The sequence below is a fragment of the Solirubrobacter deserti genome, assembly GCF_027587175.1.
Lineage (GTDB): Bacteria > Actinomycetota > Thermoleophilia > Solirubrobacterales > Solirubrobacteraceae > Solirubrobacter > Solirubrobacter deserti.
The window spans coordinates 149,207-163,902 of sequence record NZ_JAPCID010000001.1 but is presented as its reverse complement, the minus strand read 5'-3'; the positions used below and the strand labels follow the sequence as shown (position 1 = coordinate 163,902).

The following is a 14,696-nucleotide window of genomic DNA, read 5'->3' as shown; positions in this document are numbered from 1 at the left end:
GATGACCGCCACCACTTCAGTCACCGGGGCTCCGGACACCCCGCCCACCACGGGTCCGCCCAAGCGGCGCGGCGGCATCCTGAGCAAGATCGCGGCGCCGTACAAGCAGTCGCACGGCGTGCAGCGGTTCATGCTCGTGACCGGCACCGCGGTGTCGCTGATCATCGTGCTGCTCGCGATCTTCGCGCCGCTGATCGCGCCCTTCAGCTTCGACACCTACCAGGCCGACGGCGCGCGCTTCCCGACGCAGGGCGAGCCGAGCGACGTCAACCCCTGGGGCACCACCGTCCAGGGCTTCGACGTGATGTCGCGCACGATCTACGGCGCGCGCACGGCGCTCGAGGTGCTGATCCTCGCGGTCGTGTTCTCGCTCGCGATCGGCGTGCCGCTCGGGCTCATCTCGGGCTACGTCGGCGGCTGGCTGGACCGCATCATGGTCCTGATCATGGACGCGCTGTTCGCGTTCCCGTACCTGCTGCTGGCGATCGTCGCGGCCTTCCTGCTCACGAACACGATCGACAGCGGCATCGTCGTGACGGCGATCGCGATCACGGTCGTGTACGTGCCGCAGTACTTCCGGGTCGTGCGCGCCTCGACGCTCTCCGCGCGAGAGGCGACCTACATCGAGGCCGCGCGCGCGATGGGCGCCAAGCCGAGCACGATCATCCGCAAGTACCTGTTCGGCAACGTGGTCCAGAGCGTCCCGGTGATCGCGACGCTCAACGCCGCGGACGCGATCCTCACGCTCGCCGGCCTCGGCTTCCTCGGTCTCGGCATCCAGCCGAGCGAGGCGGCGGAGTGGGGCTATGACCTCCAGCGCGCGATCGCGGACGCCGGCGCCGGCATCTGGTGGACCGCGCTGTATCCCGGTCTCGGCATCGTGCTCGCCGTGACCGCCCTGACGTTGGTGGGAGAAGGTTTGAACGACGTGCTCAACCCGACGCTGCGGCGCCGCCGCATCAAGCGCCCGGTGATCTCCTCGAGCGCCGTGGGCCCCGCGTCCGCGCCGACGACCGAGCGCGAGGCGGGCTGATGGCCGATCCGGTTCTGTCGCTGCGCGATCTGCGCATCTGGTACGGCGCCGAGCGCGGCGCGGTGCGCGCCGTGGACGGCGTCTCGCTGGACCTGATGCCGGGCGAGACCGTCGGCCTGGTCGGCGAATCGGGCTGCGGCAAGTCGACGCTCGGGCGCGGCGTGCTCGGCCTGCTGCCCGAGGGCGCGGGTCACGCCGGTGAGGTGTCGTTCAAGGGCCGCAATCTGCTCGACATCAAGCAGCGTGAGCTGCGCTCCATGCGCGGGCCGGAGCTCGGGATGATCTTCCAGGAGCCGATGACGCGGCTGAACCCGCTGATGCGGATCTCCGACCACTTCGAAGAGGTCCTGCAGATCCACGAGCCGAAGATCGGCAAGAAGGAGGCGCGCAACCGCTCGATGGAGGCGCTGCGCGGGATGGGCATCCCGCCGACGCGCTACAAGCAGTACCCGCACGAGTTCTCGGGCGGCATGCGGCAGCGGATCATGATCGCGCTGGCGCTCGTGCTGCGGCCCGCGGTCGTGGTGGCGGACGAGCCGACGACGGCGCTGGACGTGCTCGTCGAGGCGCAGATCCTGCGCATCCTGGCCGACCTGCGGCGCAACTTCGACACCGCGCTGCTGCTGATCACCCACAACCTCGGGATCGTGGCCGAGGCGTGCGACCGCGTGGCCGTGATGTACGCGGGGCGCGTGGTCGAGCAGGGGCCGGCGTACGACGTCACGACCAAGCCTTCGCACCCGTACTCGCGCGAGCTGCTGCGCTCGACGATCTCGCTGTCGACGACCGAGCTGCACTCGATCCCGGGCGCTCCGCCCGATCTGGTGAGCCCGCCGCCGGCGTGTCGCTTCCACCCGCGCTGCCCGAACGCGATGGCGGTGTGCGCGCAGCAGTGGCCGCCGACCGAGGCGACGTCCCCGGGCCGGCGCTCGGAGTGCTGGCTACACGCCACGGACCGGATCCCGGTGGGGCTCGAGCAGCCGTTGCAGCGTGAGGCGCTGGCCGCCTCGGAGGAGGCATGAGCGCGCCCGTGGCCACGCAGACGCTGATCGAGGTCCGTGACCTCAACGTCCACTTCGCGATCAACGCGTCGTTCAAGGCGCGCGTGACCGGCCGCGGCGGCGCCACCGTCAAGGCCGTCGACGGCGTCTCCTTCGACCTGCACGAGGGCGAGGTCCTCGGACTGGTGGGCGAGTCCGGGTCGGGCAAGACGACGCTGGGGCGGGCGCTGCTCGGCCTGGTGCGTCCGACGTCGGGCAGTGTCAAGCTGCGCGGCGAGGAGCTCGTCGGGCTGCCGGAGCGCGACCTGCGGCCCAAGCGCCGGCACCTGCAGATGGTCTTCCAGGACCCGCACGCGTCGCTGAACCCGGGCATGACGCTGCAGACCGCGCTCGCGCACCCGCTGCAGATCCACAAGCTCACGAGCGGCGACGCCGAGACGCAGGCGAAGGTGCGCGAGACGCTCGAGCTCGTCGGGCTCTTTCCGACCCAGCGCTTCTCGGACAGCTTCCCCAGCGACCTCAGCGGTGGCCAGAAGCAGCGCGCCGCGATCGCACGGGCGATCATCACCGGCCCGGATCTGGTCGTGGCCGACGAGCCCGTTTCGATGCTCGATATGAGCGTCCGGGCGAAGATCCTCGACCTCATGATCGATCTCAAGGAACGGATCGGGCTCACCTACGTCTACGTGACGCACGACCTGGCGAGCGCGAAGTTCTTCTGCGACCGCGTGGCGATCATGTACCTCGGCCGGATCGTCGAGATCGGGACCGTCGACGAGATCTTCAACGAGCCCAAGCACCCGTACACGCAGGCGCTGATCCGGGCGATCCCAGAGCCGGACCCCGACAAGGCGCTCCCGCGCGACCTACCACGCGGGGAGATCCCCGACGCCGCGCGTCCGCCGCTCGGCTGCTCGTTCCACCCGCGCTGCCCGAAGGCGTTCAACATCTGCGGGTGGGAGGCGCGGGACCTGCAGACGATGCTCGAGTCGCGGTGGATGGACCTCGGCGAGGACCGCTACGGCGAGGAGCGTCCGCTGGTCGGCGACTTCAGCAAGCTCAAGTCGACCGAGCACGACGCGTTCCTGCCGGCCGGCTCGGGCAAGGACCCGGGCGAGCTGCTGGCGCTGCTGGAGAAGATCCGCGCCGAAGAGCCCGACGAGCCGATGTGGACGGGCGTGAAGGAGATGCACGCGGAGGCGCACGGCGTGCGCGTCACGTTCGAGCCGGGCATCGACCCGCCGCTGTACGAGACGGGCGGCGCGAAGGCCGCCTGCTTGCTCTACAAGCCCGACTAGTCCTGCTTGGCGCGGCGGCTCCGGATGAGCGCCGCGCCCGCGATCAGCAGCGTGACGGCCGCGGGGATCGCACCCCACGGCATCGGGATCCAGAAGCTCAGCAGCGCGCCGAGGATCGCGATGACGACCAGGATCGTGTCGCGGCGGTCGGCGTCCATGACCGTGACCGTAGCGGGCGCCGGCGGTTACCGGCGCCCGCCGCTCGGTCTACGGGTTGGTGGTGGACAGCGTGAAGGTCAGCGTCTTCGAGTACGTGCCGGTCCGGAGCGGATCGGTCGCCTTGATCAGCTGCTTGAACGCGACGTCCACGGACTCGTTGGAGACCGGGCCGGTCCAGGCGGCCCTGCTGAACTCGACGCGCAGCGGCTCGGCGAGGCTGAACGCGCCGTTGGTCAAATGGCCGGGCTCGCTCACGGAGAGCTTCGCGTCGCCCGCGGTGGAGATGACCTTGGCGGTCGTGCCCGCGGTGTAGTCCTTCGGCAGGCCCGGGATGAACGGCTCGAACGTCGCCGCCGCGCCCAGCGACAGCGAGAGCGTGGCCGGGACGGTGCCGCCCACGGGCTGCTCGACGGCCTCGCCGAACAGGCCGGCCTGGACGGCGGCGCTGTAGCCGCCGACGATCGGCAGCTGGATCTTCGACAGCCTGGTGTCGATGGTCACGTCCGCCTGCGTCATGCCGTTGGTCGTCTGGTAGCCGGAGTGGTTGGCGCCGATCACGATGCCGACCCGGTGGCCGGCGGCGAACGTGAAGTCCTCCGGCAGCAGCGGCCAGCTGAACCGGGTCTTCTCCCCGATCGTGACGGGCTCGGGGACGCGCAGCGAGTTGCGGTTCGAGGAGTCCATCATGCCCTTGGTCACACGCCACTGGGTGACGTCGATCTGCGGCTTGCTGATCTCGAGGAAGCAGGCACTGTCGTCAGGCACGGACTCGCCCCAGCACGTGCGGGTGGTGGTGTTGGCGTCGCCGTCGCTGGTGCGCGTGGTCTGGCGGCTGGGGCCGTAGTCGACGATGAACGCCGTCAGGTTCGACTGGGTCTTGCTCAGCGACGCCTGCAGGTCGACGATCGCCGTGCCGGAGAGACGCAGCGGCTGCTTGAGCGGCGGCGACAGGAACATGCGCTTCTGGCCCTGCTGCGTCGCGTTGCTGTTGAGGTTGAGGTAGCTGTTCTCGCTCAGGTTGTTGTCGCGGAACGTCGTGGCGGCGTCCGCCCCGCCCGAGAACGCGCCGAGCGTCTGGCCGGCGGCGCCGTTGCTCTGCAGGAAGACGTCGGTCATCTGCGTGCCGGGGATCGGCCAGTCCGTGTGCTGCTCCCACACGTCGGCCTTGGTCTCGATGTCCACGGCTGGCTCGTTCATGATCCCGTTCTGGACGCCGTAGAGCCAGTGGTCGAACCAGCGGTGGATCGTGTCCACCCACACGGCGCGGCGGTTGTCGAACGGGTCGATGTGGCCCTGCCGCAGAATCCACAGCTTGCGCGGCACGCCGCGCTCCTTGAGCCCGTACCACCACTTGGAGAAGTGGTCGGCGCGCACGTTCTCGTCCTGCACGCCGTGGGTGATGAACACGCTCGCCTTGACCTTGTCGAGGTCCTTCAGGTAGTCGCGGACGGCCCAGAAGTCGCTGTAGTCGCCCGTGTCGTCGCCGTCGGCGGCGCTGAGCGCGTCGAAGACGGGCTTGCAGTACGCGCGCCGGTCCGGGTTGGTCACCAGGTCGGCGAGGTAGGCGAGGTAGTTGTTGTCGCGCTGGATGACGCCGTTGGTGCGCGTGTAGTCGTAGTAGGACGCGATGGCTGAGATCGGGACGATCGTGGAGAGCCCTTCGACGCCGGACGCCGCGACCGCGTTGGCCAGCGTGCCGTCATACGACTTGCCGATCAGGCCCGACTTGCCGTTGTGCCAGGTCGCCTTGACCTCGTTGCCGCCGGAGTCGACGCCCTTCGTGCGCCCGTTGAGCCAGTCGATGACGACCTTCGCGCTCAGGTTGTCGGACTCGTCATGGACCGTCGGGCAGCCCGTCGAGTTGTTGGTCCCGATCATGTCCATCAGGACGACGGCATAGCCGCGCGGGACGAAGTAGTTGTCGTAGAACAGCGGCCACAGGTCGAGCAGGCCGTCGCCGTCGAAGTCGCGCTTGAGCTGGGACTCGTTGCCGCGCCCGAGCGTCGAGTAGTACGGGCTCGGGTCCATGATCACCGGCGCCTTCAGGCCCTCGTTCGTGGCCTTGGGACGCTTGATGTCGACCGCGATGACGTCCTTGACGCCGTTCTTGTCGGAGTCGTAGGGCGACTCGATGAAGACGCGCTCGCGGACCGCGTCCGCGTAGCCGAACACCGGGGCGGTCTTGCCGCCCTCGAGCACGGGCGCCGTCTGCGCGAACGCGGCCGGCGCGGTTGCCAATGTGGCGGCGCAGACCGCCGCGGCGAGGCCCGCTCGCCGCTTCAAACTCTCCATAACACCCTCCTTGGGATCCCGCTGGAAGTCCTACTCGGGCAGCGCGGGGCGGGTCAATCGGCAGATCGCGCAACCACAGGGGTGCAACCTTCGACAACTGCCGGTATCAGGGCGGGCGGGGCGGCCCTAGGCTCGGCGGCGATGATGGAGGAGTTGCAGGTCGACGTCGCCGTGGTCGGGGGCGGACCGGCCGGCATGAGCGCCGCGCTGGCGGCCGAGCGGGCCGGAGCGAAGGTGGCGCTGATCGACGAGTACGCCGCGCCCGGCGGGCAGATCTGGCGCCGCCGCTACGACGAGGTTCAAGACGCCGCGCCGCGTTCCTTGCCCCGCGCGGCGCGCGAGCTGTGCGCCGCGCTCTCGGACTCCTCCGTGGCCGTGCTGCCGGGCGCCTCTGTGTGGGCGGCGGCCTCGCCCGGCGGGCGCGGCCTCTCGCAGGCGGCGGGCTCGGCGTCCGTCGAGCTGCTGCTGACGGGCGGTCCGGTGGAGCGGGTCCGCGCCCGCGCCGTCGTGCTCGCCACCGGGGCCTATGACCGCCCGGTCGCCTTCCCCGGTTGGACGCTGCCGGGCGTGATGACCGCCGGCGGCGCGCAGGCGCTCGCCAAGGGTCAGGGCGTCGTGCCGGGCCGGCGCATCCTGCTCGCGGGCGCCGGGCCGTTCCTGCTGCCGGTGGCGGCGCAGCTGATGGCGCGCGGCGCCGAGGTGGTTGCCGTGGCGGAGGCGACGCGCCGGCGGGACTGGCTGCGCGTCGGCCCGCGCATGTCCGCCCATCCCGACCGCCTGCGCGAATACGCCGGCTACCGTCGCAAGGTGCGCCGGATCGAGTGGGGCCACGTGCTCGTGCGCGCGGAGGGCGACGCGCGCGTGCGGTCCGCGACGATCGCCGAGTGCGGCCCGGACTGGGCGCCGACCGGCCGCGAGCGCACCTACGCCGTGGACGCCGTCTGCACGGCCTACGGCTTCCTGCCCTCGGTCGACCTCGCCCGCGCGCTCGGCTGCGAGCTGCGCGGCGACGCCGTCGCCCACGACGAGGCCATGGCCACGTCCGTCCCCGGCGTCTACGTCGCCGGCGAGGCGAGCGGCGTCGGCGGTGCCGAGCTTGCCCAAGTCGAGGGCGAGCTCGCGGGCACCGCGGCCGCCGGGGGCGCCGTGCGCCCCGAGCTGCGGGATCGGCGCGCTCGGCTCGCCGGCTTCGCGGGCATCCTCGGGGAGCTGTTCGACCCTCGCCCAGGGCTGCTGTCGCTCGCTCGGCCCGAGACGGTCCTGTGCCGCTGCGAGGACGTCACGCAAGGCGCGGTCGACGCCGCGGTCGCCGACGGCGCGACCACGATGTCCGCGCTGAAGATCGCCACCCGCTGCGGGCAGGGCCCGTGCCAGGGCCGCACGTGCGAGCGGCTCGTGGCGGCGCGCCTGCCGGAAGGCGCCCGCTTCACCGGCCGCGCGCCGGTGCGCCCCATTCCGCTCGAGGTCCTGATCAAGACCGCCGAGTCGTAGGCGGTAGGCAGCCTGCCAAAGGCCCTCGCCGGCAGGCGCCGCCTCATGGCGCGACCGTACTGGCGCCGCAGCACCGAGAGAGTCAGGTGTGACCGGTGGTCACGCGCATCCCCGCGGTGACCGGGGTGACGCACGCGCGCGTGACCGTGCCGTCCACGACCACGCGGCACTCCTGGCAGACGCCGATGCCGCAGAACAGCCCGCGCGGCGTGCCGGACGGCGAATCGCGCAGGATCGTGCGGCCCGCGCTCAGCAGCACGGCGCCCAGGCTCTGGCCCTCCGGCGCCTGCAGCGAGGTGCCGTCGACGGTGAGCTCGATCACGACGCGGCTCCCAGCTCGACGGGCGCGAAGCGGTCGGGCGAGTACCAGGACAGCGGGAGCTGGGTGGGGACGCCGGTGTACCAGTCGGCGACGAGCTCGCCGGTGGCGGGGGCGAGGCCGATGCCGGCGCCTTCGTGGCCGGTGGCGACGCAGAGGTTCGGCGCTTCCGCGAACGGGCCGATGATCGGGATGTGGTCCGGGGTGAGCGGGCGCAGGCCGGCGTACACGCGCAGCGCTCGGGCGTGGTTGAGGACCGGGAAGAAGCGGGCGGCGCGGGCGGCGATCGCGCCGGCGACCGAGATGTCTACCTCGCGGTCGAACCCGACGTGCTGGCGCGAAGAGCCGAGCAGGGCGGTGCCGGACTGCGTGGACTCGACGACCATGGCGATCGCGAGCGCGGCGTCGTCGCCGCCCTCGACGGCCGCGACGTAACCGGCCTCGCTCAGCTTGCGCCGGAACACGACGGGCGAGCGCTCGAGCACGACGATCTGGCCCTTGCGGGGCGTGACCGGGACGTGCAGCCCGCAGCCCTCGAGCAGCTGCTTAATCCAGACACCCGCGGCGACCACCACGGCGTCGGCGGTGATCAGCTCCGTCGCGGTCTGCACCCCGATCGCGCGGCCGGACGGCTCGCGCACGACGGCTCGGATCGGCGTGTTGAGCGAGAGCGTCGCGCCGTGCGCCACGGCCGCGCGGACGAGCGCGGCGGTCGCGAGCCGCGGCTCCAACTGGGCGTCGCCGGGGTACAGGACGCCGCCGGGCAAGTCGGGCGCCGAGTGCGGCTCCTCGACGCGCAGCGCGTGCGCGTCGAGCACCTCGCCCGGGACGCCGAGGCCGGCCAGCACGCGGGCGCGCTCGGCCGAGGCGGTCAGCTCCTGCTCGGTCTCGGCGACGACGATGCTGCCCTTGCGGTCGTACTCGAAGTCGTCGGGCAGGCGGTGCGCGAGCGATTCCCACAGCTCCGCCGAGCGCAGCGCCAGCGGCAGCTCACGCTCGAGCTCCTTGTCCCAGGCCAGCACGTTGCCCTCGCACGCGCCGGAGCTCCCGGACGCCACGTGGCCGCGGTCGAGCAGGTGCACGCGCACGCCGGCGACGGCGAGGTGATAGGCGCACGCGGCACCGACCACACCGGCGCCGACCACGACGACGTCGGGCCTGCTGGACATGCAGCGAGCCTAGGGGCAAGCGTGTGCCGCGGCCACCATCCCAACGTCCAAGAATGGGTCAGGCCGGTGCGAGGAATGTCGAAAGGCCTGCGGGCCTTTAGACATTCGCCTGATTCGTGACGGATCGTGTTCGACAGATCGTCGTTGCGGCCGGTCGTGACGCGTGACCAGAATGCGCGCAAGGGACCAAGGGTCCGTGAGGGGTGTGTGCTGAGCAGTAGGGCCGGTCGCGGAGGGGCGCCGGCCCTACCGCTCTCTCCGAGCCGCGCGCACCAGAGCGCGCGCTCCCACCTTCAACGCGGGCCAGCGGCGCGCTTCTCGACCATGGCGGACCTCGGTCAGGGTCCGCTGCGCCGCGAGCAGGTCCTGATCGGCGGGTAGCTTGGGGGTGCCGGGGGCCCAAGCTGCCCGCCACTCCAACTGCCGCGGGACGGCGTGCCGCGCGATCCGGACCGGCACCGCCGTCGTCGCGATCCCGTGCCGGCCGACCCACGCCGCCGGCGAGGCGATCCGGCGCGCGATCCGCTCGCCCTTGGCGAGGTCGCGCGCCCAGATGGAGACGGGTGCGTCGCGCGCCTCCCGCACCGCGAGCTCGATCGCCGCCTCGACGTCCGGTGTCTCGACCACCACGAGCGTCGGCTCATCGGTGGGAGCGAGGAAGCGCGGGTCGTCGGGCTCGACCACGAGCACGCTCGGGCGCGGAGAGGTGGCGGTGTCCGCTGTGGCGGGACGGGCGATGTCGGTATCGGGCTCGCGCGGGTCGCCGACCTTCAGCGCGGCGGCGGCCTCTTCCAGCGCGGCGACCAGGCCCGGGACGGCGTCGCGGACCATCACGAGCCGGCCCGCCGCGGCCGGGTGGCGGCCGAAGCCGGCCCACAGGGCGGCTTCCACCACACGCTCGCGCGGCGCGCCCGCCAGCACGAGCAGCATGCCGCGGCGACCCGGGCGCGGGAGGTCGACGACGCGTCGGCAGACCGCGTCGAGGTCGGCGTCCTCGGGCGCGTGGACCAGCAGCTCGCCCGGGACGCCGGCGCGCAGGAAGATCGCGCGCAGGCGCGGGACGACCGCGGTGAGCACGACCGCGTTGCCGGCCAGCAGCGCGGCCGCGGTCTCCAGCAGCGGCTCGGCGAACGGCGAAGCCGACGGCCCGCGCACGCCGACGAGGCCCACCGGCGACTGCACGACCCGCGTCGAGCGGCCGGCGAGCAGCGCCGCGCGAGGCGTGAGCCGGGTGTCCGCGAGCGCGCGCGGCCCGTCCTCGGCCAGCGCGCGCAGACCTCGCGCGGCAGGCAGCAGCTCCGACAGCAGCAGCTGCGAGCGCGGCCAACCCGTCTCCTCGGCCAGCCGTGGCGCCAGCTCGTCGAGCTCGTCCAGCAGCGCGACCGCCGCCCGGCCCACGTAGCGCGCCCGCGCGGCCACCGGCAGCACGGCCCACAGCGGGTGCGCCCGGCGGGCGTCCTCGAGGTCAGTCGCGTCCACGGGCATCGCGAATCCGCTTCAGGCGCTCGCGCAGCTCCGGCTCCGCTTCGCCCGGGTCGAAGAAGCGCAGGTGCTCGCGCCCCTCCGGGAGGTGCTCCTGGTCGTTGATGTGGCCCGGGTGGTCGTGCGGGTAGTCGTAGCCGATGCCGCGGCCGAGCTTCTTCGCCGCCGGATAGGCGGCGGTGCGCAGGGCGGTCGGCGGGATCTTCGCGCCGTTGTCCCGGATCTCCGCCCGCGCGCGCCCGAAGGCGGTGCCCGCGACGTTCGACTTGGGCGCCATCGCGAGATAGATCGTCGCCTGCGAGAGCGCGTAGGTGCACTCGGGCAGGCCGACGTGCTCGACGGCCTGCGCCGCGGCGACGGCGATCGGCAGCGCCTGCGGGTCTGCGTTGCCCACGTCCTCCGACGCCAGCACGATGATCCGGCGCGCGATGTACCGGGGGTCCTCGCCGCCCTCGATCATCGCCGCCAGGTAGTACAGCCCCGCGTCGGGGTCGCTCCCGCGCACGGACTTGATGAAGGCCGAGATGTAGTCGTAGTGCTGGTCGCCGGCCTTGTCGTAGCGCAGCGCCTTGCGCTGCATGGCGTCCTCGGCGTCGGCCAGGGTCACGGGCTGCCCAGTGCGCTGGGCCGTGTCCAGCGCGAGCTCCAGCGCGTTCAGCGACGACCGCGCGTCGCCGGCCGAGCGCGAGGAGATGAACTCGATCACCTCGTCGGACACCGAAGCCCCGACCTCGTCCAGGGCGCGCCGCAGCAGCCCGGCGATGTCTTCGGCCGTCAGCTCCTGCAGCTCGTAGACCTGCGCGCGTGAGATGAGCGCCGAGTTGACCTCGAAGTACGGGTTCTCGGTCGTGGCGCCGACCAGCACCACCAGGCCCTCCTCGACCGCGGGCAGCAGCGCGTCCTGCTGGGCCTTGTTGAAGCGGTGGATCTCGTCCAGGAAGAAGATCGTGTGGCGGCCGGAGCGGCGCCGCTCGCGCGCCCGCTCCATCACCTCGCGCACCTGCTGGCGGCCCGCCTCCACGGCCGAGAGCTCCTCGAAGGCCGCGTCCGCGTACTCGGCCAGCATCCGCGCCAGCGTCGTCTTCCCCGTTCCGGGCGGCCCGTACAGGATCATCGAGTGCGGCTCGCCGGACTGGATGGCCGTGCGCAGCGCGCTCGACGGCCCGAGCAGGTGCGTCTGCCCCACGAACTGCTCGAGCGTCCGCGGCCGCATGCGCGCGGCGAGCGGCTGGTCGGCCGCGGGCGCCGGAGGTGTGGCCGGCGACTCCTCGGGCAGGTCGAAGAGGCTTCCCATGCGATAAGTATGGGCCTCGTGGCCCCCGTCCCCCTGAGCACGGTGCTGCGCGAGTGGGGGCGGATCGGCGCGCTCGGCTTCGGCGGCCCGCCCGCCCACGTCGCGCTCCTGCGCGATCTCACCGTCGACAAGCGCGGGTGGATCGACGCGCGCGAGTTCGAGGACGCGTTCGCGGCGTGCAACCTGCTCCCGGGCCCGGCGTCCACCCAGATGTCGATCTTCTGCGCGCACCGGGTCGCGGGGCGCGCGGGCGCGATCGTCGGTGGCCTCGCGTTCATCATCCCCGGGCTGATCCTGTGCCTGGTGATCGCCGCGGTGGCCCTGCAGGACGAGCCGCCCGCCGCGGTCGACGCGTTCGGGATGGGCGCCGCGGCCGCGGTGGTCGCGGTGGTGGTGCAGGCCGGCCTGAAGCTGATCGACCCCCGCCGCGGGCTGGTCTACGTGATCGCCGGAGCGCTCGGTGCCGCGCTCACCGGCCCCTACGTGGTGGTGATCCTGCTCGCCGCCGGGTTCTTCGAGCTCGCCCGCCACAAGCTGTTCAGCGCGGTCTGGCCCGCGCTCGTGTGGCTGGCCGTGAAGGTCGGCGCGCTGTCCTACGGCGGCGGCTACGTGATCATCCCGCTGATGTACGGCGACGCCGTCGAGGCGCAGCGCTGGATGAGCGAGCAGGCGTTCGCGAACGCGGTCGCCTACGGGCAGATCACGCCCGGGCCGGTCGTCCACACGGTCTCGTTCGTCGGCTACGCGGCGGCCGGGCTCCCGGGCGCGCTCGCCGCCACCGCGATCGCGTTCACGCCGAGCTTCGTCTTCATCCTGGTCGGCGCGCGCCACTTCCAGCGCCTGCGGACGAGCCCGAACGTCCGTGCCTTCCTGGACGGCGCCGGCCCCGCCGCGGCGGGCGCGATCCTCGGCGCAGCCGTCCCGCTGCTCACCGCCATCGACGCCACCTGGCAGTGGTTCGTGCTGGCGGGCGCCGCGATCGCACTGCTCGCCCGCGTCCCGCCGATCGCCGTGCTCGTCGGCGGCGCGATCGCGGGCCTCGCCACTACGCTCTTCTAGATGGGCCTTGCCGAGGAGCTGCAGGACGAGACCGCGGAGGTCCTGTCGAGTCTGATCCGCTTCAAAACGGTCAATCCGCCGGGCGGTGAACGCGCGTGCATCGAGTGGCTCGCGGGCTATCTGGAGGACGCGGGGCTGACCGTCGAGGTGGCCGGCGCGGAGCCCGACCGCCCGTGCCTCGTGGCCACGCTCGAAGGCGGTGAAGGCCCGAGCCTCGGCTACCTGAGCCACGTCGACACGGTGCTCGCCGATCCGCAGGACTGGAGCGCCGACCCGTGGGGCGCCGAGATCCGCGACGGCTTCATGTACGGCCGCGGCACGATCGACATGAAGAACCAGACGGCCGCCGAGGCGGTCGCGGCGGCCCGCCTCGCGCGCAGCGGTGCCGGGTTCGCCGGCACGCTGAAGGTCATCGCCGTCCCGGACGAGGAGACCGGCGGCGAGCTCGGCGCCAAGTGGATCACCGAGCAGCGGCCAGATCTGTCGAAGGTCGACTACCTGCTCAACGAGGGCGCGGGCGCCGTGATGCCGTTCGGCGACCGCCGCCTGTTCGGCGTCTGCGTGGCCGAGAAGGGCACGTTCCGCTTCAACGTGCGCACGTCCGGCACCGCCGCCCACGCGTCCGTGCCGGGCCTGGCGCAGAACGCGCTGCTGGCGCTCGCGCCGCTCATCACCCGGCTCGGGTCGGGGCGGCCCGGCTACGACCTGACGGAGGCGTCCCAGGCCGTGCTCGAGGCGCTCGGCGACGGCGCCGAGGACCCCGGGGCCGCGCTCGAGCGCGTCCGCACGGTCTCGCCCCCGCTCGCCGCGCTGGCCGACGCGATGATGAGCGTCACCTTTGCGCCGACCATCGTCTCCGCCGGCGAGAAGATCAACGTCATCCCCGCCCGGGCGCAGGTCCGCGTGGACTGCCGCGTCCCGCCCGGCATGGGCGAGGACGTCGCGCTCAAGCGCGTGCGCGAGGTCCTCGGCGACGACGGCTACGAGCTGGAGTTCACCGAGGCCATCGTCGGCAACCGGTCCCCGGTCGAGTCCAAGCTCATGGACGCGATCCATGACTGGGTCGTGACCGCCGAGCCCGGTGCCGAGACGCTCCCGCTGATCCTGCCCGCGTTCACCGACAGCCGCTGGTTCCGCGCCGCGTTCCCGGACTGCATCGCCTACGGCTTCTTCCCGCAGCGCCACCAGACGGTCTATGAGACCTGGCCGCTGATGCACTCGCACGACGAGCGCATCGACGTGCGCGACCTCGGCTTCGCCGCCGCCTTCTACCACGACCTTCCCGGGAGGCTCCTTGCCCGTTCCTGAAGACAAGCTGCGCCTGGGCGGCATGGCCCTGCGCAACGGGTTGCTCGTCCACGGCCCGTCGCACTGGGCGGTCGGCATCCGGGCCGATGACGGCTCGGTCAAGGTCGCGTCCGGCCCCAAGCCGCGCATCACCGAGGTCGACGGCGTGCCCGGCCTGCGCGGCCTCGCCCGCCTCGCCGAGGCCTTCGCGGTCATCCCGCTGGTCAAGAAGGGCCTGCCGGAGGCCAAGCTGGCGTTCGAGAACCCGGCCGTGCTCGGCGTCGCCGCGGCCGCCTCGCTCACCGGCACCGTGCTCAAGAAGCGCCTGAAGGGCACCTCCGGCGAGCTCGCGTCGGCGCTGGTCGGGCTCACGCCCGCGGTGTTCGCACTGCGCGGCGGGGAGCTCGCGGCCTACCACGGCGTCGAGCACAAGGCGATCGCCGCCTACGAGGCCGACGACGAGGACGCGCGCGACGCCACGAAGGAGCACGAGCGCTGCGGCTCGCACCTGATGGCGCCGATGATCGCGGCCAACGTCGCGGGCACGCTGCTGCTCAAGAAGGCGATGGAGAAGCCCACCCCGCTCGCGGGCGGCGTGATGTCGCTCGCGGCCACGGCGGTGGCGGTCGAGGTGTTCGCGTGGAGCGAGCGCCACGTCGACTCGCCGGTCTCCAAGGCGCTCAAGAAGCCGGGCTACGAGCTGCAGCGGGCGTTCGGCACGCGCGAGCCGGACGAGCGCCAGCTCGAGGTCGGGCGCGCGGCGCTGGCGGAGATCCTGCGCGTCGAGGCATCGAACTAGGGTCCAGACCCCC

General features: G+C 72.5%; 13 protein-coding genes. 7 read left to right on the top strand and 6 right to left on the bottom strand.

Translation table 11 applies throughout. From position 1 onward, the window contains the following. Window position 1: 1 nt before the first annotated feature. Genes OJ962_RS00785 through OJ962_RS00775 form a run of 3 tightly spaced genes read left to right on the top strand, consistent with a single transcriptional unit; the run spans window position 2 to window position 3,332 of the window. A complete protein-coding gene (locus tag OJ962_RS00785) occupies window positions 2–1,033 on the top strand; it encodes an ABC transporter permease (RefSeq protein WP_202954697.1) in 1,032 nt (343 codons plus the stop codon). Continuing rightward, entirely contained in the window at window positions 1,033–2,055 is a 1,023-nt protein-coding gene (locus OJ962_RS00780; protein WP_202954698.1) for an ABC transporter ATP-binding protein, read from the top strand. The genes OJ962_RS00785 and OJ962_RS00780 overlap by 1 nt, the downstream gene beginning before the upstream one ends. Beyond that, window positions 2,052–3,332 carry an ABC transporter ATP-binding protein gene (locus OJ962_RS00775; RefSeq protein WP_202954699.1) on the top strand — a complete coding sequence of 427 codons (1,281 nt, stop codon included), beginning with the start codon at window positions 2,052–2,054 and terminating at the stop codon, window positions 3,330–3,332. The genes OJ962_RS00780 and OJ962_RS00775 overlap by 4 nt, the downstream gene beginning before the upstream one ends. Here OJ962_RS00775 and OJ962_RS00770 read toward each other — a convergent pair. After that, on the bottom strand, window positions 3,329–3,490 hold the full coding sequence (locus tag OJ962_RS00770; RefSeq protein WP_202954700.1) for a hypothetical protein: 162 nt from the start codon (window positions 3,488–3,490) through the stop codon (window positions 3,329–3,331). The genes OJ962_RS00775 and OJ962_RS00770 overlap by 4 nt on opposite strands. Before the next feature lie 49 nt (window positions 3,491–3,539). Next, on the bottom strand, window positions 3,540–5,783 hold the full coding sequence (locus OJ962_RS00765; RefSeq protein WP_202954701.1) for a CocE/NonD family hydrolase: 2,244 nt from the start codon (window positions 5,781–5,783) through the stop codon (window positions 3,540–3,542). 141 nt (window positions 5,784–5,924) lie between these two features. Between OJ962_RS00765 and OJ962_RS00760 the strand changes: the two genes are divergently transcribed. Continuing rightward, window positions 5,925–7,274 (top strand): FAD-dependent oxidoreductase, encoded by a 1,350-nt coding sequence (locus OJ962_RS00760; RefSeq protein WP_202954702.1) that lies wholly within the window; start codon window positions 5,925–5,927, stop codon window positions 7,272–7,274. 82 nt (window positions 7,275–7,356) lie between these two features. Here OJ962_RS00760 and OJ962_RS00755 read toward each other — a convergent pair whose 3' ends face one another. The 4 genes from OJ962_RS00755 to OJ962_RS00740 all read right to left on the bottom strand — a co-directional run bounded on the left by OJ962_RS00755 (window position 7,357) and on the right by OJ962_RS00740 (window position 11,538). Then, window positions 7,357–7,596, bottom strand: a complete 240-nt coding sequence (locus OJ962_RS00755) for a (2Fe-2S)-binding protein (protein WP_202954703.1) — start codon at window positions 7,594–7,596, stop codon at window positions 7,357–7,359. Continuing rightward, on the bottom strand, window positions 7,593–8,762 hold the full coding sequence (locus OJ962_RS00750) for an NAD(P)/FAD-dependent oxidoreductase (protein ID WP_202954704.1): 1,170 nt from the start codon (window positions 8,760–8,762) through the stop codon (window positions 7,593–7,595). Before OJ962_RS00750 ends, OJ962_RS00755 begins: the two co-directional genes overlap by 4 nt. A 246-nt stretch (window positions 8,763–9,008) precedes the next feature. Next, complete coding sequence (locus OJ962_RS00745) at window positions 9,009–10,241, bottom strand: aldehyde dehydrogenase family protein (RefSeq protein ID WP_202954705.1); 1,233 nt, start codon at window positions 10,239–10,241, stop codon at window positions 9,009–9,011. Then, complete coding sequence (locus OJ962_RS00740) at window positions 10,228–11,538, bottom strand: replication-associated recombination protein A (RefSeq protein WP_202954706.1); 1,311 nt, start codon at window positions 11,536–11,538, stop codon at window positions 10,228–10,230. Before OJ962_RS00740 ends, OJ962_RS00745 begins: the two co-directional genes overlap by 14 nt. A gap of 9 nt (window positions 11,539–11,547) precedes the next feature. On the opposite strand from OJ962_RS00740, the gene OJ962_RS00735 reads away from it, so the two are divergent. The 3 genes from OJ962_RS00735 to OJ962_RS00725 are packed head-to-tail and all read left to right on the top strand — an operon-like array spanning window position 11,548 to window position 14,683. Continuing rightward, on the top strand, window positions 11,548–12,597 hold the full coding sequence (locus tag OJ962_RS00735; RefSeq protein ID WP_202954707.1) for a chromate transporter: 1,050 nt from the start codon (window positions 11,548–11,550) through the stop codon (window positions 12,595–12,597). After that, window positions 12,598–13,905: a M20/M25/M40 family metallo-hydrolase gene (locus OJ962_RS00730; protein WP_202954708.1), complete on the top strand. Its 1,308-nt coding sequence runs from the start codon at window positions 12,598–12,600 to the stop codon at window positions 13,903–13,905. It begins immediately after the preceding gene. Then, window positions 13,892–14,683, top strand: a complete 792-nt coding sequence (locus OJ962_RS00725) for a DUF1385 domain-containing protein (protein ID WP_202954709.1) — start codon at window positions 13,892–13,894, stop codon at window positions 14,681–14,683. Before OJ962_RS00730 ends, OJ962_RS00725 begins: the two co-directional genes overlap by 14 nt. The last annotated feature ends 13 nt before the right edge of the window (window positions 14,684–14,696 follow it).